This window comes from Roseburia yibonii (assembly GCF_014297335.1).
GTDB lineage: Bacteria > Bacillota > Clostridia > Lachnospirales > Lachnospiraceae > Roseburia_D > Roseburia_D yibonii.
Genome location: NZ_JACOQH010000002.1, coordinates 20,456 through 40,237 on the forward strand (window position 1 = coordinate 20,456; position 19,782 = coordinate 40,237).

Below are 19,782 nucleotides of genomic sequence, written 5' to 3' on the forward strand. Positions count from 1 at the left end.
TATTGACAATTTGGAAAAATACGATATACTATAATCAAGAACCATTCCTAATAAGGAGAGCAGTTATGGCTGAGAAAAGAAACACACATCAAAAAAGAATGATTTTGGATACCCTCTGTGAAATGAAGAATCATCCGACTGCAAACATGGTATATGAGAGATTGCAGGAGATGGGATCCCATATCAGCAAGTCGACGGTTTACCGGAATCTTTCCGAGGCAGCAGAGGACGGGATCATCTTGAAGCTGGCGATCACCGACAGCGATGTGCGTTACGATGGAAATACGAAGCCGCATTATCATATCCGGTGCCGCAGGTGCAATGGGGTGTATGACAGTAAGATCCCCTATCAGGATTATATCGATGAGCTTTCCCGAAAGGAAGATGGTGAGACAATCAGCTGTCACATGATAGAATTTAACGGCATTTGCCGGGAATGTAAAGAAAGAATGGAGGACAATTAAAATGAAGAAATTTGTATGTCAGGTATGTGGTTATGTTTATGAAGGTGAAAGCGCACCGGCGGAATGTCCGGTTTGTCATGCACCGGCAGAGAAATTCACGGAGCAGACAGGTGACAGAACATGGGCTGCGGAACATGTGGTAGGTGTTGCGAAAGGTGTGAGCGAAGACATTCTTGCAGATCTCAGAGCAAACTTTGAAGGCGAGTGCTCGGAAGTCGGCATGTATCTTGCAATGGCGAGAGTAGCGTACAGAGAAGGCTATCCGGAAGTTGGTTCCTACTATGAAAAAGCTGCTTATGAAGAAGCAGAGCATGCTGCAAAATTCGCGGAACTGCTCGGTGAAGTGGTAACAGATTCCACCAAGAAGAACCTGCAGATGCGTGTGGATGCTGAAAACGGCGCGACAGCAGGAAAGGTAGATCTCGCAAAACGCGCGAAAGCTGCAAACCTTGACGCGATCCATGATACCGTTCATGAGATGGCACGCGATGAGGCAAGACACGGAAAAGCTTTCGAAGGTCTGTTAAAGAGATACTTCGGATAAGAAGTACAGAAAAATTAAAAAATCACAGAATTTTAAGGGTATGCAGATAATTTGCATGCCCTTATTTTTGTAAGGACAGCGGGAGAGACGGACGCATGCAAATTATGCAAAAATTTTGAATAAATTTTCCGGGGTATTCTTTTTTCCGTACACAGACATTCTGATACTGTAAAAAAAAGAGATGATACTTGAAAAAACAGCGCTCAGGTGATAAAATTTGAGTAGAAAATTTTGCATGAGGAGGAAATAATATGCTGCAAAAGATAATGGAAAAACTGAACAAGAAGCAGCTGCGGGAAAGAATCTCATCGGCTATACTTTCAATCGTCCTGATTGTCAGTATCTCCGGTGTTGTCGTAGTAGCTGCGATGCTCGTAGTGGGAAACCGCTATGATTATGCGTTGAATAATTATGGATTTTCACAGGGTGACATCGGAAAGATGATGATCACATTCGTGGATACGAGAAGTAACCTGCGTGCGGTCATCGGATATGATGATCAGGACCTTGTGGACAGTTGCTATGACGCATATAGCACGAAAAAGCAGGCGTGTCAGGAATATGTGGACGCAGTACAGAAAACGGTAGTTACCAAGGCAGAACAGACCGTTTACGACCAGATCGTAACGGATCTGGATGCATATATTACGGTTGCTGACCAGATCGTTGATATGGGAAAAGACGTGTCTGACAAGGATACGAGAGCGGATGCGCAGCAGATGGCGCAGGATGAGCTGGAACCGAAGTATGAATCACTCTATCAGGATATGGTCGATCTGATGAATGCCAATACCGAAGCGGGCGACCGGTTAGAGAAGACATTAAATATCGTGATGATCGTTTTACTGGTTATTGTTATCGCGATCATTTTAACCGCGTTTTCCATTGCAAAAAAACTTGGAGATATCCTTGCGGTCAATATCGTAACTCCGTTGGATCGTCTGAGTGCACGTTTAAAGACATTTGCGGAAGGTGATCTTACCGGAGAGTTCCCGGAAATGGATACCAAAGATGAAGTTTCTGATATGGTAGAGGTTGCAAAAGAGATGGCAGCAAACCTGGCTTTGATCATCAAGGATGTAAACCGTCGTATGGAACTGATGGCGAGAAACGACTATACCGGTGTTTCCGAAATTCCGGAAAGATACGTTGGCGATTTTGCTTCCATGAATGAAGCGATCCATGTTATGAATGAGGATATGAACCAGACCATGCGCCGTATCGAGGAGGCAGCTTCCCAGGTATCTGCAGGAGCGGCAAACCTTGCGGAAGGTTCCCAGAACCTTGCAGAAGGATCCACCGATCAGGCAGGTGCCGTGGAAGAACTGTTGGCATCCATCGCAACGATCACAGAAGGCGTAAATCATACGCATGAAAGCGCGAAGGAATCTTACGAGCTTTCCGTAAAATACGCGAAGGAAGCAGACCGGACACAGCAGGAAATGCACAATGTTACCAATTCCATGCAGCAGATGAGCGAAATGTCACAGCAGATCGAGAGCATCATCGGCGAGATCGAAAAGATCGCAGAGCAGACCAACCTGCTTGCGCTTAACGCTTCGATCGAAGCAGCGAGAGCCGGAGAAGCAGGAAAAGGCTTCGCGGTTGTTGCTACTCAGATCGGTAAGCTGGCAGACGAAAGCGCACAGTCTGCGGTTAATACCAGAGAGCTGATCATGAAATCCATCGAAGAGATTGAAAATGGAAACCGTGCAGTAGAGAAGACATCTGCAACAATCGCGGAACTGGTAAGCGGTATCAACGAAGTGGCAGAAAAGTCCAACCAGCTGGAGCAGTTATCTGAGACACAGGCAGAGCAGATGAAACAGGCAGAAGGCGGTGTAAACCAGATTTCTGAAGTTGTACAGAGCAATGCAGCGATCGCGGAAGAATCATCCGCAACAAGTGAAGAGCTTTCTGCGGAATCCGATTCCTTAAGTGATCTGGTACAGCAGTTCAAGCTGAAAAAAGCATAAACATTTATAGGATCTTTACCAAGTGTCCTTTCGGAGGCAGAAGTTTCCGGAAGGGCACTTTTGCGTAATAGCGACGAGAAAAATGGACGCAGTTGTGGTACAAAACTGTAAAATAAATTGAAAAATGAGACCGTACATTGTATAATTGTAATATATAAAAGCAATAGGTTTTTCGGAGGTTTTTATTTACATACAGAGTAAAGAGAGGTAGTGCTATGGGAAAATTTCTAACAGCAGGGATCATTCAAAGAGAGACGATTGTAAAAGTACCACAGCTTCCGATTCAGTACAGTCGTGTGACACGTTGCTATGATACGATATTTGGAGGGATCGGCGGAGACGCATACAATGTTGCCAATGCATTGAAATGGCTGGGGGATGATGTAACTCTGGTATCTAACATCGGAGAGCGGGACAGCCATCTGTTTCAGACCAAACATCTGGATCCACGTTATGTGTTTGCCAGCTTAGAGCAGACACCGTCGGCAGTTATCTTTTATGACAGTGAGCGGAAACTGCAGACGTTTGAGGATATTAAAGATATGGAAGAGGTGCCGTATGATATGGCGCGTTTCGCGGAAGCGCTTGCGGAAGCGGATCTCGTGATCTTATCTAATACGAAATTCTGTGAGCCGTTTCTTGCGCCGGTCAAGGAAAGCGGAAAGAAACTGGTCGTTAATTTCAACGGACTCGATCGGGAAAATGAGCTGGATCAGAAGTTTCTGACCGTAGCGGATATTATATATGTGAGCGATGACGAGATCAAGTCCGATCCGTATGAGGCGATGCGCATCATGAGTGAGGAGTACAGCATGGAGTGCGGAATCCTCGGAATGGGAAAAGCCGGGCTTTTGATGTATACAAGAGCGGACAATATGGTGGTACCGTATCCTGCGGTCCATATCAAAGAAGTGGTAAATACAGTGGGTGCAGGAAATGCGCTGTTATCCTGCTTTTTACATTATTATCATAAAAATGGAAATTATCACGAAGCAATCAAATATGCATTGATGTTTGCAGCGTACAAGATCGGTTATGTTGGTACATCTAAGGGATTTATGACGGAAGACGAGATGAAACTGTGGTATGATCTGATCTGGAATCGGTATAAATAACAAGGAGGAAATGGTGTGAAGGAAGAATTAAAGAGTCAGCTGATCGCGGAATTAAACAAGGCAATAAAACCGGAACAGGACAATGAGGTGGAGGATGATGGAAGGGTTCAGTACCATCAGGCGACACATACATTACAGATCAACGAAGAGGCGCATATAGCGGCAGAAAAGGAAGAAGAAGAAAAAAAGAAACCGGACGAGGATGAAATGTTTGAATCACTGATTCAGCGATTAAATGAGCAGAAGCGTGAACATAACAAAAAGAACGGATCGGTTTCGTAAGATTTCTTTGGGAAACAAAAAGACGGCTTACGTTAGGATGCATGACGTAAGCCGTCTTCTGTAATGGCGACGGGAAAACCGGCAACAGGGAAGGACAAAAGGAGAGAACGATGAAAAAAAGTGATGTGGATTATACGCTGTATCTCTGTACAGACCGTGATCTGATGCGGGCAGATACGGTGGAAGACGCGGTGCGCCAGGCGCTGCTTGGCGGGGTGACGATGGTACAGCTGCGCGAAAAGAACTGCTCGGCAAAAGAATTTTTTGAGACTGCGCAGAGAGTAAAAAAAATCACCGATCAGGCGGGGGTGCCGCTTATCATCAATGACCGTGTGGACATTGCGCTTGCGGTGGATGCCGACGGTGTCCATGTAGGACAGAGTGATATTCCGGCGGCGGAGGCGAGAAGACTGCTCGGACCGGATAAGATCATCGGGGTATCCGCAAGAACTGTAGAGCAGGCAAGAAAGGCAGAAACGGATGGTGCGGATTATCTCGGTGTCGGAGCAATGTTTGTAACCGGAACCAAGCAGGACGCAAAAGTGACTTCAAAGGAAGAATTAAAGAGGATCCGCGCGGCGGTTGCGATCCCGATCGTTGCGATCGGGGGGATCAAGGCTGACAATGTGGAAGAGTTGAAAGAAACCGGAATTGACGGGGTTGCGGTCGTTTCCGCAGTGATCGCGGCAGAAAATATCGCATCAGCGGCAGAAGAACTGGCAGGGTGCGTAAAGGAGTTAAAAGAGGCATGAAAACGGTACTTACGATCGCGGGAAGTGACTGCAGCGGGGGAGCCGGAATACAGGCGGATCTAAAGACCATTGCCGCGCATGGATTGTATGGGATGAGTGTGATCACTGCCTTAACGGCGCAGAATACCCTTGGCGTATCGGATGTGATGCCGGTGCCGGCCGCGTTTTTGAAGGAACAGCTGGATAGTGTCATTTCTGACATCAGACCGGATGCAGTCAAGATCGGAATGATCCCGGATAAGGAACAGCTTCTTGTGATCGCAGCAGCATTAAAGGAGCAAAAGATCACGCAGGTAGTCGTGGATCCGGTTATGGCAGCGACCAGCGGCAGGAAACTTTCCGGGGACGCGAGCGGGGATTTCTTTTTGGAATTGTTTGCGGAGGCTGCGCTGATCACCCCGAATATACCGGAGGCGGCACGGCTGTTGGGTGAGGAGATCCGCGATAAAAAAGAAGTGGAACAGGCTGCGGCATCACTTGCGAAAAAGTACCATACCGCAGTGCTGATCAAAGGCGGACACGCGGATACCGGCGCGGATGATTACCTTTTTACGGGAAAAGAGGGCGTCTGGTTTCCGGGGACGCGGCTCGATAATACAAACACACATGGAACCGGATGTACGTTATCTTCAGCGATCGCCTGCGGACTGGCGGAGGGCTTTTTGCTGAAGGAGGCGGTTCGACGCGCAAAGGAATATCTGACCGGAGCGATCGCGGCGGGACTTGATCTCGGTCATGGTAATGGCCCGCTGGATCATATGTACCGGCTGCGGAAATGATCTTTTTGGAACAAAGCAGGGGAAAAGAAGGAAGGGAGAGGGACTATGGACGAAAGCAGAAAACAGTTATTACAGCATCCAACGGATGTGATAAACGGATTTCAGGTAAGACCTGGATACTATAATTTTAACGGCGCGTTTGAAATACCGGGAGGTGTCGGGGTGAATTTTACCGTACATTCCTTCCAGGCGACCGCCTGCACACTTGTGTTATTCCATAACAGGGAGGACGAACCGTATGCGCTTATCCCGTTTCCGGAGGACTACCGCATCGGAAATACCTATTCGATGATCGTGTACGACTTAAATATTTCGGAGCTTGAATATGCGTACCAGTTCGACGGACCGTTTGATCCGAAGAAAGGGCTGATCTTTGACAAGCGAAAATTTATCCTGGATCCATACGCGAGAGCAGTTGCGGGACAGCGGCTCTGGGGAGAAAAACAGGATGAGGGATTTTTCTATAAAGCGAGAGTAGTGCGCAGTGAGTATGACTGGGGCAAGACAAAACAGCCACAGATACCGTTTGACGATCTGATCATCTATGAGGCGCATGTCCGCGGATTTACCGAGGATAAATCGTCCAGAGTAAAAAACAAGGGAACTTTTGCCGGGATCCGGGAAAAGATACCGTACCTGTTGAGCCTTGGGGTCAATGCGGTGGAACTGATGCCGGTGTTTGAGTTTGACGAGATGGAAGATTCCCGCGTGGTGGATGGAAAACAGCTTTATAATTACTGGGGGTACAGCCCGGTGTGCTTTTTCGCCCCGAATACTTCCTACTCTTCGATGGATTCGCATAACCGCGAGGGACTGGAATTAAAAAAGCTGATCCGTGAGCTGAACCAGAACGGGATCGAAGTGATTCTGGATGTCGTATTTAACCATACGGCGGAGGGAAACGAAAAGGGACCGTTTTTCTCGTTTAAAGGGATCGACAACAACATTTACTACATGCTGACCCCGGATGGACATTATTACAATTTCAGCGGCTGTGGCAATGTACTAAACTGCAATCAGCCGATTGTACAGCAGATGATCCTGGAGTGTCTGCGTTACTGGACGATCAATTACCGGGTGGACGGCTTCCGGTTTGATCTGGCATCCATCCTCGGAAGAAATGAAGACGGCTCTCCGATGAGTGATCCGCCATTGTTACAGAGCCTTGCTTTTGATCCGATCCTTGGAAAAGTAAAACTGATCGCGGAAGCATGGGATGCGGGCGGACTGTATCAGGTGGGAAGCTTCCCGTCCTGGAACCGCTGGGCGGAATGGAACGGAAGGTACCGCGATGATATGCGAAGCTTCTTAAAAGGCGATAACGGATATGCAGGTGCGGCGATCGCGCGCATGAGCGGGTCAAAAGACCTCTACGACCCCAAATACCGTGGAGAAAACGCTACCGTCAATTTCATAAACTGCCATGACGGATTTACGCTCTATGATATGTATTCCTATAACACAAAGCACAATGAAAAAAACGGCTGGAACAACGAGGACGGAGAGAGCAACAATCGCAGCTGGAACTGTGGCGTGGAAGGCGAGACAGACGATCCGGCGGTAAACGCGCTGCGGCTCCGTATGTGCAAAAACGCGTTTGCGGCACTGATGTGCAGCCATGGTGCGGTCATGTTTCTGGCGGGAGATGAATTTTGTAATACGCAGTTTGGAAATAATAATGCGTACTGTCAGGATAACATCACTTCCTGGCTGGACTGGAGCCGCAGGGAAAAGTACGGCGAGATGTACGAATTCGCGAAAGAGATGATCCGGTTTCGAAAAGAACATCCAGTGCTGCGCAAGACGACAGAGGAATCCAGATGCGGCTTCCCGGATATCAGCGTACACAATGATGTGCCATGGAACACGGAATGCCGCGATGATACACACTGCATCAGCCTGATGTACGCGGGACGAAAAAAAGATCAGGAGGAAGACGATATCGTCTATGTGGCGGTCAATACCTACTGGGAAGATCTGAATCTGACGCTTCCGGAACTGCCGGTCGGTCTGGTATGGAAGATCAAGGTGGACACTGCGGCGGAATATGACCCGGCATGGAAATCCTGGAAATTAAAAGAGATGACAGAGGAGTATAAGACGGTGATCAGTCAGAGAAGCGTGTTGATCCTGGTCGCGGAGAAGCGCTAGAAGGGAGAAAGAGATGGGAACTTCAGAAACACTCAATTTTACTTATTCCGGACTTTTGAACCGGAAAGGAAAAAAGGTCGTGAGCGTCCGGTTTGAGCGGGCGGACGGCAGAGATTTCGCGGATGGCATCCTGCCGGACTGCGCGATCGAAAATCAGCAGGGATTTTCCGAGGAGGAAGTAGAACAGCTCGAGGTTTATCTGATGGAACACGCGGATGAACTGATGGAAAAAGCGAAGGAAATGAGCAAACTCACCAATTTATTATAGGAAAAGACAGGCACCTGGATGGGAATGGCAGAAAGCTACATTCCCATCCTTTTGTATATTTGATAGCGAAAAAAAAGATGATATAGTATATTATGTAAATTTTCAGACGAAGGAAGGTAGGCTATGGAGATACGGCAACATCTGAATGTATACGGCAGAGTACAGGGCGTGGGTTTCAGGTATCGCGCGAAGCGCATGGCAGACGCGCTGGAGCTTACGGGGACTGTGCGGAATATGGAAGACGGTTCGGTGGAACTGGAAGTGCAGGGAGATGACAAACTGATCGAGGAATACATTGACAGACTCTGCCACAGTTCGTATATTTTTGTCTCAAGAATAGAACGCTGTGACAGGGAACCGGTATCAGAACAGGATTTTCGGATCCTGGATTATTACTAAAGAATAACAGCTGGAGGATTGAGAAAATGGGTATCAAACATGCGATTACCAGAAAAACATTTGAAGTAACGATTGATGGAGCAATGAAATATATTAACAAGGACCGCGAGACGAACCTGTTAAAACTGGTGGATATGGCACAGAAGATCATGGGCGGTTCCTACCCGGATTATGTATTTGACAATGCGAGGGAACTGTTTTCACATCCGGAAGAGAAGTGGATGCAGTTCATGTACAAATCACTGGACGAGCTGGATCCGAACATCGTAAAGATGCATGTGCTGAATCTCGGCTATGAAGCCGGACTTGCGGGAATGAAACGTGTCAAGGAGATGCGTGAAAAATATCAGTGCAATGTGCCGTGGGCGATTCTCATGGATCCGACCAGTGCCTGTAATCTGCACTGCACCGGATGCTGGGCGGCAGAATACGGACATCAGATGTCGCTGACCTTTGACCAGCTGGACGATATCATCACACAGGGAAAAGAACTTGGCATTCATTTCTATGTCATGACAGGTGGAGAGCCGCTGGTGCGTAAGGATGACATTGTAAAACTGGCGGAAAAGCATAATGACTGCGCGTTCCATATCTTTACCAACGGAACACTGATCGATGAGGAGTTCTGCAGGAAAGTAAAAAAAGTCGGAAATATCTCGTTTGCACTGAGTGTGGAAGGCTATGAGGAGACCAACGACGGAAGACGCGGCGAAGGAGTCTTTCAAAAGGTTATGCATGCCATGGACATCATGAAGGCGAACGGCCTCTTATACGGAGTATCCATCTGCTATACCAGCAAGAATATAGAAGTGGTCACTTCGGATGAATTCCTTGACATGCTGATCGAAAAGGGATGTCGTCTTGCCTGGTATTTCCACTATATGCCGGTTGGGAATGACGCCGCGCTCGATCTGTTGCCGAGCAATGAGCAGAGAGAATATATGTATCACAGAGTGCGTGAGATTCGTGGCATGAAGACCGGAAAGCAGATCTTCGCAATGGATTTCCAGAACGATGCGGAGTTCGTAGGCGGCTGTATCGCAGGCGGAAAGAACTATCTGCATATCAACCCGAACGGGGATGTGGAACCGTGTGTATTTATTCATTATTCTGGCGCAAATATCAAGGAAAAGAGTTTGTTGGAGTGTTTACAACAGCCGCTCTTTATGCAGTACCACAACAATATGCCGTTTAATGACAACATGCTTCGTCCCTGTCCAATGCTTGAAAATCCGGAACGTCTGCGCAAGATGGTTCACGAGAGCGGGGCAAAGTCTACGGATATGACTTCACCGGAGCCGGTGGATGATCTGTGCAACAAGACAACGCCTTACGCAGAGCGCTGGGAGAAAAAGGCGGATGAACTCTGGAAGGAAAACCGCAGGGCAAAAGAAGAAAAAAGCATAAATCACATAATATAGAAGGATTTGGCGTCATGGAATGCAAAAAGATACATTTCATGGCGTCTTTTTATTGGAACTTCAGATAAAATTAAGAAATGATTTACAGTTTTGGATAAAAATTATTCTTACAAAACGGCATTCCTATGTTACAATGGTAGCAGTATGTGAAAAGGTGGTAAGTAATGATGAGGGACAAAAACATGAAAAAACTGATCCGGGCGGGCTTTTGCCTTGTGCTTTTGCTGATCGTGCTGCTGGTGCTTGTGGCGTTACAGCATGTGCTGGAGAAAAAGCAGCCGGATAAAAAAGATTCAACGGAAACCGTGACAGAATCTATGGATGGAAGGGCGGATGACGCGACAGAGGCGGTTCTGGAGACAGAGACGGAAACCGAGACGGAAACGGAAACAGAGGTCGCGCAGTCCGGCGTGGTAACACTTCACAATGCCATGATCGAAAACGTGGAAGGGCTTGATAACACCAGTCAGGGCTGGGGTATGGGACCTACCAGGGATGAATTTAACCGTCCGGTGGACGCATTGAATTACGAGGAAAAATTTGCGCCGTACAGCGTGGATTTTATCAAGAATACAGAAGAAAAAGTGGTCTATCTGACCTTTGATGAGGGATATGAGTATGGCATGACGCCGCAGATCCTCGATACGTTAAAGGAAAAGAACGCAAAGGCAGTCTTTTTCGTGACCAAGCCTTATGCGGAGGCGGATCCGGATCTGGTACAGCGCATGATCGATGAGGGACATATCGTCGGAAACCATACCGTACATCATCCGTCTGATGGAATGCCGTCACTCAGCATCGCGGATCAGACGGCTGAGATCATGGAAACGGATGCTTATATCAAAGAAAACTTCGGTTATTCCATGTATCTGTTCCGCTATCCGACCGGACAGTTCAGCGAGCAGTCGCTTGCGATCGTAAACAACTGCAATTACCGGAGCGTATTCTGGAGTTTTGCTTACAAAGACTGGGATGTGAACAATCAGCCGGACGAGACAGAATCGTTAAACCTTCTGATGGAGAAGCTGCATCCGGGCGCAATTTATCTGCTGCATGCGGAATCACAGACCAATGCGGATATCCTTGGCAGCTTTATCGACCAGGTACGCGCGCAGGGATATGAGATCGGTGTTTACAGCGATACACTGCAGTAATACAAGCCATAGATGGAAGTTATCGTTGCTATTTCGGACTAATTCGATTATCATGGAAATAAGTATGTAAAATGGAAACGGGTTTTCTGTTGACGTATACTGCAAGGGAAAAATTATGGAGGTAGGTTATGTATCCAATCGTACGAAAAGAAAAGCTGGCAGATAAGATCTATCTGATGGATGTCATGGCTCCGCGTGTGGCGAAGTCCTGTCTGCCTGGACAGTTCATTATTGTAAAGATGGACGAAGAGGGAGAGCGTATCCCGCTCACCATCTGTGATTATGACAGAGAGAAGGGAACGGTTACGATCGTATTCCAGACTGTCGGATATTCCACAACGCGTATGGCGGAATATAAAGAGGGCGATTCTTTTATGGATTTCGTAGGACCGCTCGGCTGCCCATCTGAGCTTTGCGAAGAAGAAAATTTAGAGGAAACCAGAAAGAAGAAGATCGTGTTTATCGCGGGTGGAGTCGGAACAGCTCCGGTATATCCGCAGGTAAAATGGTTAAAAGAGCACGGTGTGGATGTTGATGTCATTATGGGCTCCCGTACCAAGGATCTTCTGTTTTATGTAGATGAGATGAAAGCGGTTGCAGGAAATCTTTATGTGACGACCGATGACGGATCTTTCGGATTCCACGGAGTTGGAACCGCGCAGTTGGAAGAACTGGTAAATGGCGGAAACCATTATGACCACTGTGTTGCGATCGGACCGATGATCATGATGAAATTTGTCTGCGTTTTAACAAAGAAACTGAACATTCCTACCGTGGTATCCATGAATCCGATCATGGTGGACGGAACCGGTATGTGTGGTGCCTGTCGTCTGGTGGTAGGCGATGAAGTGAAATTTGCCTGCGTAGACGGACCGGAATTTGACGGTCATCTCGTGGATTTCGACCAGGCAATGAAACGGCAGCAGCAGTACAAGACGGAAGAAGGCAGAGCCATGTTAAAACTGCAGGAGGGTGATACCCATCATGGCGGATGCGGACACTGTGGAGGTGACAAATAATGGACGTAATGAAGAAAGTACCGGTAACAGAACAGGAACCAAAAGTTCGCGCAACGAACTTTGAGGAGGTCTGTTTGGGATATACCAAGGAAGAAGCAATGGCAGAGGCATCCAGATGCCTGAACTGTAAGAATGCGCAGTGCGTAAAGGGATGCCCGGTTTCTATCAATATTCCGGCTTTTATCGCGGAGGTAAAAGAGGGAAACTTTGAAGCAGCATATCAGATCATTTCACAGTCTAGCGCGCTTCCGGCAGTTTGTGGACGTGTGTGCCCGCAGGAAAGCCAGTGTGAGGGAAAATGTATCCGTGGCATCAAAGGTGAAGCGGTCTCCATCGGAAAACTGGAACGTTTTGTGGCTGACTGGGCAAGAGAGAACGGAATCAAGCCTGCTCCGGCAGAAAAGAAGAACGGACATAAGGTCGCAGTGATCGGTTCCGGCCCTTCCGGTCTTACCTGTGCAGGAGATCTTGCAAAACTCGGTTATGATGTGACGATTTTTGAGGCACTGCATGAGGCAGGCGGCGTACTCTGCTACGGTATTCCGGAATTCCGTCTTCCGAAGCAGAAAGTAGTTGCGAAGGAAATTGAAAACGTAAAATCACTTGGCGTTAAGATCGAGACAAACGTTGTGATCGGAAAATCTGTGACGATCGACGAGCTGATGGAAGAGGAAGGTTTCGAGGCGGTATTTATCGGTTCCGGTGCAGGACTTCCGCGTTTCATGGGTATTCCGGGTGAGCAGGCAAACGGCGTGTTCTCCGCGAATGAGTTCCTGACCAGAAATAACCTGATGAAGGCATTTAAGAGCGAGTATGATACCCCGATCCGTGAAGGCGCGAAAGTTGTAGTCGTAGGCGGCGGAAACGTTGCGATGGATGCGGCGAGAACAGCGCTTCGTCTCGGAGCGGAAGTACATATCGTATACCGCAGAAGTGAGGCAGAGCTTCCGGCGAGAGCAGAGGAAGTACATCACGCAAAAGAAGAGGGCATCATCTTTGATCTTTTGCAGAATCCGACAGAGATCATGGTAGATGAAAACGGCTGGGTAAAAGGAATTAAGATCATCTGCATGGAACTTGGGGAACCGGATGCGTCCGGCAGAAGAAGCCCGGTAGAGATCCCTGGTTCTGAGTATGAGATGGAGGCAGATACAGTTATCATGTCTCTCGGAACATCTCCGAATCCGCTGATCTCTTCCACAACCAAAGGTCTTGAGACCAACCGCAGAAAATGTATCGTTGCGGAGGAAGAAACCGGAAAGACATCCAAAGAGGCAGTATATGCCGGTGGAGATGCCGTGACAGGCGCGGCTACGGTTATTCTTGCAATGGGTGCAGGAAAGCATGCGGCAAAGGCGATCGATGAGTATTTACAGGGAAAATAGAAAGCATTTCTGATGCTGGAAAACTTGCTGCAGAATAAATAAAAAAAGTGCTGATCCGTTTTGGATCAGCGCTTTTTTGCTGCCGCGATCAGACAGTCGAGCAGTTTATCGTTCATTTCGGGGGACATCACACAAAAGCGGATGTATTTCTCACTTAGATATGGGAAAGTGGAACAGTCACGGATCATCATTTTTTCGCGGATCGCGGTGTCAAACAAAAATCCGGAGGTCAGATCCTCTTTTAAGATCCGGACAAGGACGAAATTGGCGTGGGCGGGATAAGGCTTGTAAGCCGGTGCGCCAGGAATGGAGGAGAGGGCATCAGCCATCCGTTTCCGTTCCCGGGAGATCAGTGCTCTGGTCTCGTTGATGTAGTCGGTGTCCCGAAACATGATCTCCCCCGCGATCGCAGCCAGGGAATTGATCGTCCAGGGATTTTTCTTTGTGCGGATCTCGGTGAGCAGTTCCCCGTTTCCGGTGACGGCATAGCCGAGACGGAGACCGGGAGCGGCGAAAAATTTGGAGGTGCCGCGCAAAACGATCAGATTATCGTAGGATGCCGCAAGCGGGATGCTCGTGACCTCATCCACATGCTCCGCAAATTCCACATAGGTCTCATCCACCATGACATAGATCCCGTATTGTCTGCAGGCGGCGAGGATCTGTGCCATCTCGGAAGCACGGATACAGGAGGAAGTCGGGTTGTTGGGATTGCAGATGACAACAAGATCGAGCGTCTGGTCAAGACGTTCGGTAAAATCGTGTACATCGAGAGCAAAATCCGCTTCCTCTCTGAGCGGATAGTATACGGTCGTACCGCCGCATAAGGAAATCTCCCGCTCATACTCGGAGTAGGTCGGGCCAAGGATCAGGGCTTTTTTTGGATGCGTGATCTGAATGAATAAAGAGATCAGCTCGGTGGAGCCGTTCCCGACAATGATGTGATCCGGGCTGGCACCGGTATAGGCGGACAGACAGCGGCGCAGCGAGGTGTATTCCCGATCCGGGTAAGTGCTTATGGCATCGATGTGATCTGCCAGTGTTTTTCTCAGTAACGGTGAGATGCCGAGCGGATTTACGTTGGCGGAAAAGCTGGTAATCTCTTCCTTCTTTATGCCATAGATCTGCTCGATCTTCTCAAGATCACTGCCGTGAAAGTGCTCTTTGTGCTGTATCATAGTTTACCTCCAGATGTTGCATGAATTTGTCAAATAGTTTATAATCTATTATAACTGTATGAAACGAAAAAGCAAGAAAGAAAAAGCGGGTGGCAGAGGTGCGGAAACAAATAGAGGAACTCGCAAGGGGGAAGTTTGGACAGGGACGTCCGGTGCCGGAATTTTCGGCAGATAAAATAGAGCTGGAGATCCTGGAAGGACAGGAGGTATCCGGTACATTTACCATAAAAAGTTTAAATCATATCCCGATGCGCGGTGTGGTATATACCTCGGATACGCGTATGGAATGTCTGACGCCGCAGTTTGAAGGGACGGAAGTGACGATCCGTTACCAGTTCCACGGAGCAGGGCTGACCGAAGGCGATGTGGTCTGTGGAGAATTTTATGTCGTTGCGGAGGGCGGAGAGTATCATCTTGCCTATGAGGCGGATGTGACAAAACTTTATGCGGATTCGTCGATCGGAAAGATAAAGAGCCTTGCGGATTTTACACGTCTTGCGAAAGAAAATTTTACGGAAGCCTGCAAGGTTTTTTCGTCTAAAAGTTTTCGCAACGTCTTGAAGAAAGAGCAGGTAAGGGAACGCCTTCTTTATGAGGGATTTGCAGAGCCGCCGTTTCTGCCGCAGAATGTGGAAGAATTTCTGGTCGGAACCGGGAAAAAGAGCAGTGTTCTGATTTCGCTTGACACGAAATATCAGGAATACTACGGAATCACGGAAGACATCAGAGGAAAGATCGAGTTAAAGAAAGACCAATGGGGCTATGTGGAGCTGGATGTAGACAGCGATGCGGATTTTCTGATCCCGGAGAAAAGAAAAGTCACAACAGCGGACTTTATCGGCAGCAGATGTCAGGTGTATTACCGTATCCGTGCGGATAAATTGCATGCGGGCAGAAATTTTGCGCGCGTTACCTTAAAAAATACCAGTCAGGTGCAGTGCGTGGAGTTTTGCGTTTCTTCCGGGGAGCGGGAAAAACATATTTCACGGGAGCGGATGGAACTGGCGTCTTCGCGTGTGAAACTGGCGGAGCTTTATACCGATTATCGCCTAAAGCGGATCGTGACCGGAGTGTGGGCATCGGAGTCGGTGCGTTTATTGCAGCATATGCAGGCATTAGAACCGGATCATGCGTGGTTTTCACTTATGCGGGCACAGGCGCTTTTGATCAACAGACAGAAACAGGAGGCACTCTGGATCCTTGAGGCTTATAAAAAAGAGGCGGAGGACACGGAGAGCCCGCAGTATGGCTACTATCTGTATCTGTGTACACTGGCGGAGCGGGAGCCTTCCTATGTCAGGAAAAACACGCAGCGTATCCAGGAGATCTTTCGCGAAAATCCGGACAACGACATCCTGTTCTGGGTACTTTTGTTTTTAAAAGAAGAATATCTGGATGATCCGGCGAAAAAACTCGCAGTGATAAAAGAGAGGATCGGGCAGGGAACGGCAAGCCCGTATCTTTATCTGGAAGCGCTGTATTTGTATCAGCACGATCCGGGACTTGTCACATCACTCGAAGGTACCGAGCTTAAGATCCTGCGATGGGCGGCAGCAAAAAAGGCATTAAACAGGGAACTGGCAGTTACGATCATGAACCTCGCGGCGAACAAGCGGGTTTTTGATAAAAAGATATATGAACTTTTAAGTGAGGCATACCGTTATTTTGACGGAAAAGAGATGCTTTCTGTTATCTGTTCGTATCTGATCAAGGGGCAGTGCTTTGTTCCGGATTATGTGGCGTGGTATGCGCGGGCGATCCGGGAAGAATTACATATTACGAATCTGAACGAAGCATACATGATGTCACTGGATAAGCGGAGTATTGTCCGTATTCCGCGTCAGGTGCTGCTGTATTTTCAGTATGACAGCAGTATTTCAGATGAGCAGAAGGCGGTTTTATATGTAAATATCATCGCCAACCGGGAAAAAGAGCCGGGACTGTATGAGAATTACCGCAGGCAGATGGAACGATTTGCCATGCAGCAGATAAAAAAAGGCAGGATCAATGACAATCTGTCGGTGATCTATGAGGAAATGCTGGACGAGGGAATGCTCACAAAGGAATTATCCGAGTCGCTCGCCCGCATTCTTTACATGAACAAACTGGTGTGCTTTTCACCGGATATCACGGGTGCGCTGGTGATCGAGCCGCAGTTAAGGCAGAAGATCCGTGTGGCATTTCAGGGAAACAGTGCATATGTTCCGTTGTTTTCGGGAGAATACGCAATCTTATTAGAAGACAGAAATGGACGGCGTTATACCTCGCTTTCCTACCAGCTTGAAAAGCTTATGCGGCCGGGACGCTATCTGCGGAAGTGTATGCGCTATGCGCCGGACCGGATCGAGTATGCGCTCGGATACCTTGCGGGAAAAGAAAATTTCTATGCCGTTGACGGGGAAGACGGTGCGCTTTTTTCGGTGCTTATGGATTCGGACGCGGTGGATAAAAGATATAAAGCGAAACTCATGCCAAGAGTGTTGGAGTACTATGTGATCCATGACATGGAAGAGGAACTTGAGCGGTATCTGAAAAAAACAGATGTTTCGTGGCTGGATAAAAATGCCCGGAAATATGTCTTCTCCCTGCTGATGGAACGCAAGCTCTTTGAAGAGGCATACGATCTTTTGATCTCCTGTGGCAGTGAGCTCGCCGATCCTTCGAAACTGGTCGTACTGTGCAGTCACATGATAGAGACCGGGGATCATGAGGAGGATGAAGTTTTAGTCGGACTTGGCATGGAAGCACTGCGTGCCGGCAAATACAACGATGTTCTCCTTCGTTATCTCTGCCGTTATTATCACGGACCGACCAGACAGATGTATGAGCTGTGGGAGACAGCAAAGAAGTATGAGATCGAGGATCCGGAGTTGGAGGAGTGGATCCTGGTGCAGATGCTTTATACGACAGAGTTTGTGGAACACGCATCGGATCTCTTCCGGCAGTATGCGAAAAACGGAGGAGACCGCACGGTGCTGCTTGCATATTTTAATTACTTCGCGCAGCATTACTTTGTGGATGACATGGTGATCGATCCGGAGATCTTTCTGGAATTACAGGAAAAACTTCTGGAAAAAGAACCTCTGACCGACGCATGCAGACTTGCGGTTTTAAAACATCTTGCGTTTGAGCGGAAACTGCAGGAACAGGAAGAAAAACTGGTCGATGCGCTGCTAGGAGAGTATACGGCAAGGGATATGTATTTTTCGTTTTACGAACGCTTTGACCGGAAGCTACAGCAGAAATATTTCTTCCAGGGGCAGACCTTCCTGGAATATCATACAGATGCGCAGGCAGAAGTGATCCTGCATTACGCGGTAGGCGAAGAAGAGTTTAAAGAAGAGAAAATGAAAGAAGTGTATGCGGGGATCTATGTAAGCCGTTTTATGCTGTTTTTCGGGGATTCCCTGCAGTACTATATCGAAGAGCGAAACGGAGAGCAGACAAGGATTACGGAGAGCGCGCAGATTACCAGACAGGACGTATACGGAGAGCAGGAAAAGGACAGTTATGAATTTTTAAACGCGATGCTTATGAACCTGACCCTGCAAAATTACGAGGAGTTAGAGCGGCTGGCACTTGCGTATGAGAAGAAGAAAGAATTTACAGAAAAGAATTTCCGGGTGATCACCGGGCAGAGAGGTGAAGGCAGATGACGGAAGAAAAACTCTATATCGGCATGGACATCGGGAAAAACCATGTGCTGGTAAGTTGTTTTACCGAAGGAAACAGAGAGCCGGAAACCTTAAGTACGATCGCAGGCAGTGAGCAGTACCAGATCCCAATGGCGCTTTACAAAAAAAGAGGGATCGGACAGTGGTATTTTGGCAGGGAGGCACTCGAACGCCAGAATGCGGACGCGGGTGGCGGAACGCTCATACAGGATCTCTGGGAGCAGGCGAAAGCGGGCAGCGTGATACGGATCGAAGACGTGGATTACCGGGCGATGGATCTGTTGGCGGTATTTTTCCGGAAAGTGCTCATGCTGCCGAGAAGATATAAGGGGCAGATGAAGATCCATCTGCTGGGACTTACCGTGGAAGACCTGGACGCGGAAAAAGTAAAGATGCTGAAAGAGATCATGAAAAAACTGGGGATCCAGAAGGAACAGTTTTTTATGATGGATCACAGCGAGAGCTTTTACTATTACGCACTCAGTCAGAAAAAAGAACTCTGGCTGCATGATGTGGTTCTGTTTTCCGGTGAAAATGACAGGCTGTGGAGCTGTGTGCTTTCCAGAAATGAAAACACGACGCCACAGATCGTCACACTGCTCAAAAAAGAGTATGGGAGATTAAGCGGGGATCGTGACCTTGAATTTTCGGAATATATCAAAGAAGTGTTTCAGGGAAGGATCATATCCTGCAGTTATCTGGTCGGAGATGGTTTCGAGGGAGACTGGATGAAACAGTCTGTACGCATGCTGTGCAGTGGGAGACGGGCGTTTTTCGGTAAAAATCTGTATACAAAGGGCGTGTGCTATGCCGCCGGTGTGCGGGATGGATATTTCCACTGGCCGTTTGTGTATATCGGGGAGCATGAATTAAAGTATAATGTGAGCATAAAGGTTCGAACCGGAGAGGGGATCTCATTTTATTCGCTGCTTTCAGCCGGAGAAAGCTGTTTTGAGGCGGAAAAAGAATGTGAAGTGATCCTGGATGACGCGCCACGGGTTGATTTCTGGCTGCAGTATCCGGAGAGTGGAGAGGCGAAGGTGGAGACACTGGAACTGACGGATCTGCCGGAGTGTCCGGCAAAGACCAAGCGTTTGCGGATCACGTTAAAGCCACTTTCGGATCAGAAAATACAGGTGAGTATCAAAGATCTCGGATTTGGAGAGATCCGGAAAAGCTCGGACAAGGTTTTTTTGTATACCCTGAAGATGTGAGGAAAAC

18 protein-coding genes are annotated in these 19,782 nt (G+C 48.0%); 17 read left to right on the forward strand and 1 reads right to left on the reverse strand.

The window, feature by feature from the left end:
• The first annotated feature begins 65 nt into the window (after nt 1-65).
• The 15 genes from H8Z76_RS02715 to gltA all read left to right on the forward strand — a co-directional run bounded on the left by H8Z76_RS02715 (nt 66) and on the right by gltA (nt 13,709).
• Nucleotides 66-464 carry a Fur family transcriptional regulator gene (locus H8Z76_RS02715; protein ID WP_186981588.1) on the forward strand — a complete coding sequence of 133 codons (399 nt, stop codon included), beginning with the start codon at nt 66-68 and terminating at the stop codon, nt 462-464.
• Nucleotide 465: 1 nt separating this feature from the next.
• On the forward strand, nt 466-1,008 hold the full coding sequence (locus H8Z76_RS02720) for an NADH peroxidase (protein ID WP_186981589.1): 543 nt from the start codon (nt 466-468) through the stop codon (nt 1,006-1,008).
• A 251-nt stretch (nt 1,009-1,259) separates the two neighbouring features.
• On the forward strand, nt 1,260-2,984 hold the full coding sequence (locus H8Z76_RS02725) for a methyl-accepting chemotaxis protein (protein WP_186981590.1): 1,725 nt from the start codon (nt 1,260-1,262) through the stop codon (nt 2,982-2,984).
• Nucleotides 2,985-3,199: 215 nt separating this feature from the next.
• On the forward strand, nt 3,200-4,099 hold the full coding sequence (locus H8Z76_RS02730) for a carbohydrate kinase family protein (RefSeq protein WP_022514193.1): 900 nt from the start codon (nt 3,200-3,202) through the stop codon (nt 4,097-4,099).
• Nucleotides 4,100-4,114: 15 nt separating this feature from the next.
• Nucleotides 4,115-4,381 (forward strand): hypothetical protein, encoded by a 267-nt coding sequence (locus H8Z76_RS02735; protein WP_022514192.1) that lies wholly within the window; start codon nt 4,115-4,117, stop codon nt 4,379-4,381.
• A gap of 110 nt (nt 4,382-4,491) precedes the next feature.
• Entirely contained in the window at nt 4,492-5,133 is a 642-nt protein-coding gene (thiE, locus tag H8Z76_RS02740) for a thiamine phosphate synthase (RefSeq protein WP_186981591.1), read from the forward strand.
• Nucleotides 5,130-5,912 (forward strand): bifunctional hydroxymethylpyrimidine kinase/phosphomethylpyrimidine kinase, encoded by a 783-nt coding sequence (gene thiD / locus H8Z76_RS02745; protein WP_147618169.1) that lies wholly within the window; start codon nt 5,130-5,132, stop codon nt 5,910-5,912. Before thiE ends, thiD begins: the two co-directional genes overlap by 4 nt.
• A 45-nt stretch (nt 5,913-5,957) precedes the next feature.
• The gene (glgX, locus tag H8Z76_RS02750) at nt 5,958-8,063 is read left to right on the forward strand and encodes a glycogen debranching protein GlgX (protein ID WP_147618168.1); all 2,106 of its coding nucleotides are present in this window, start codon (nt 5,958-5,960) and stop codon (nt 8,061-8,063) included.
• Nucleotides 8,064-8,076: 13 nt separating this feature from the next.
• Nucleotides 8,077-8,331, forward strand: a complete 255-nt coding sequence (locus tag H8Z76_RS02755; RefSeq protein WP_022515251.1) for a hypothetical protein — start codon at nt 8,077-8,079, stop codon at nt 8,329-8,331.
• 123 nt (nt 8,332-8,454) lie between these two features.
• Complete coding sequence (locus tag H8Z76_RS02760) at nt 8,455-8,730, forward strand: acylphosphatase (RefSeq protein WP_186981592.1); 276 nt, start codon at nt 8,455-8,457, stop codon at nt 8,728-8,730.
• Nucleotides 8,731-8,756: 26 nt separating this feature from the next.
• Nucleotides 8,757-10,151, forward strand: coding sequence for a radical SAM protein (locus tag H8Z76_RS02765; protein WP_022515253.1), 1,395 nt, complete (start codon nt 8,757-8,759; stop codon nt 10,149-10,151).
• Nucleotides 10,152-10,170: 19 nt separating this feature from the next.
• A complete protein-coding gene (locus H8Z76_RS13545; protein ID WP_022515254.1) occupies nt 10,171-10,437 on the forward strand; it encodes a hypothetical protein in 267 nt (88 codons plus the stop codon).
• Nucleotides 10,334-11,305 (forward strand): delta-lactam-biosynthetic de-N-acetylase, encoded by a 972-nt coding sequence (locus tag H8Z76_RS02770; RefSeq protein WP_243240407.1) that lies wholly within the window; start codon nt 10,334-10,336, stop codon nt 11,303-11,305. The genes H8Z76_RS13545 and H8Z76_RS02770 overlap by 104 nt, the downstream gene beginning before the upstream one ends.
• A gap of 128 nt (nt 11,306-11,433) precedes the next feature.
• Nucleotides 11,434-12,324, forward strand: a complete 891-nt coding sequence (locus H8Z76_RS02775) for a sulfide/dihydroorotate dehydrogenase-like FAD/NAD-binding protein (RefSeq protein WP_022515256.1) — start codon at nt 11,434-11,436, stop codon at nt 12,322-12,324.
• Nucleotides 12,324-13,709 (forward strand): NADPH-dependent glutamate synthase, encoded by a 1,386-nt coding sequence (gene gltA, locus H8Z76_RS02780; RefSeq protein ID WP_186981594.1) that lies wholly within the window; start codon nt 12,324-12,326, stop codon nt 13,707-13,709. Before H8Z76_RS02775 ends, gltA begins: the two co-directional genes overlap by 1 nt.
• A gap of 65 nt (nt 13,710-13,774) precedes the next feature.
• On the opposite strand, the gene H8Z76_RS02785 is transcribed toward gltA, so the two are convergent.
• Nucleotides 13,775-14,887, reverse strand: coding sequence for a pyridoxal phosphate-dependent aminotransferase (locus H8Z76_RS02785; RefSeq protein WP_022515258.1), 1,113 nt, complete (start codon nt 14,885-14,887; stop codon nt 13,775-13,777).
• A 98-nt stretch (nt 14,888-14,985) separates the two neighbouring features.
• On the opposite strand from H8Z76_RS02785, the gene H8Z76_RS02790 reads away from it, so the two are divergent.
• Together H8Z76_RS02790 and H8Z76_RS02795 are read left to right on the forward strand one after the other, a co-directional pair.
• Nucleotides 14,986-18,543 carry a DUF5717 family protein gene (locus H8Z76_RS02790; RefSeq protein ID WP_186981595.1) on the forward strand — a complete coding sequence of 1,186 codons (3,558 nt, stop codon included), beginning with the start codon at nt 14,986-14,988 and terminating at the stop codon, nt 18,541-18,543.
• Nucleotides 18,540-19,775: a DUF5716 family protein gene (locus tag H8Z76_RS02795; RefSeq protein ID WP_186981596.1), complete on the forward strand. Its 1,236-nt coding sequence runs from the start codon at nt 18,540-18,542 to the stop codon at nt 19,773-19,775. The genes H8Z76_RS02790 and H8Z76_RS02795 overlap by 4 nt, the downstream gene beginning before the upstream one ends.
• The last annotated feature ends 7 nt before the right edge of the window (nt 19,776-19,782 follow it).

What these genes read in the sequence shown, in the direction of transcription:
- H8Z76_RS02715 (WP_186981588.1), top strand. Translation starts at nt 66, where the DNA reads ATGGCTGAGAAAAGAAACACACATCAAAAAAGAATGATTTTGGATACC.
- H8Z76_RS02720 (WP_186981589.1), top strand. Translation starts at nt 466, where the DNA reads ATGAAGAAATTTGTATGTCAGGTATGTGGTTATGTTTATGAAGGTGAA.
- H8Z76_RS02725 (WP_186981590.1), top strand. Translation starts at nt 1,260, where the DNA reads ATGCTGCAAAAGATAATGGAAAAACTGAACAAGAAGCAGCTGCGGGAA.
- H8Z76_RS02730 (WP_022514193.1), top strand. Translation starts at nt 3,200, where the DNA reads ATGGGAAAATTTCTAACAGCAGGGATCATTCAAAGAGAGACGATTGTA.
- thiE (WP_186981591.1), top strand. Translation starts at nt 4,492, where the DNA reads ATGAAAAAAAGTGATGTGGATTATACGCTGTATCTCTGTACAGACCGT.
- thiD (WP_147618169.1), top strand. Translation starts at nt 5,130, where the DNA reads ATGAAAACGGTACTTACGATCGCGGGAAGTGACTGCAGCGGGGGAGCC.
- glgX (WP_147618168.1), top strand. Translation starts at nt 5,958, where the DNA reads ATGGACGAAAGCAGAAAACAGTTATTACAGCATCCAACGGATGTGATA.
- H8Z76_RS02755 (WP_022515251.1), top strand. Translation starts at nt 8,077, where the DNA reads ATGGGAACTTCAGAAACACTCAATTTTACTTATTCCGGACTTTTGAAC.
- H8Z76_RS02760 (WP_186981592.1), top strand. Translation starts at nt 8,455, where the DNA reads ATGGAGATACGGCAACATCTGAATGTATACGGCAGAGTACAGGGCGTG.
- H8Z76_RS02765 (WP_022515253.1), top strand. Translation starts at nt 8,757, where the DNA reads ATGGGTATCAAACATGCGATTACCAGAAAAACATTTGAAGTAACGATT.
- H8Z76_RS13545 (WP_022515254.1), top strand. Translation starts at nt 10,171, where the DNA reads ATGCAAAAAGATACATTTCATGGCGTCTTTTTATTGGAACTTCAGATA.
- H8Z76_RS02770 (WP_243240407.1), top strand. Translation starts at nt 10,334, where the DNA reads ATGAAAAAACTGATCCGGGCGGGCTTTTGCCTTGTGCTTTTGCTGATC.
- H8Z76_RS02775 (WP_022515256.1), top strand. Translation starts at nt 11,434, where the DNA reads ATGTATCCAATCGTACGAAAAGAAAAGCTGGCAGATAAGATCTATCTG.
- gltA (WP_186981594.1), top strand. Translation starts at nt 12,324, where the DNA reads ATGGACGTAATGAAGAAAGTACCGGTAACAGAACAGGAACCAAAAGTT.
- H8Z76_RS02785 (WP_022515258.1), bottom strand. Translation starts at nt 14,887, where the DNA reads ATGATACAGCACAAAGAGCACTTTCACGGCAGTGATCTTGAGAAGATC.
- H8Z76_RS02795 (WP_186981596.1), top strand. Translation starts at nt 18,540, where the DNA reads ATGACGGAAGAAAAACTCTATATCGGCATGGACATCGGGAAAAACCAT.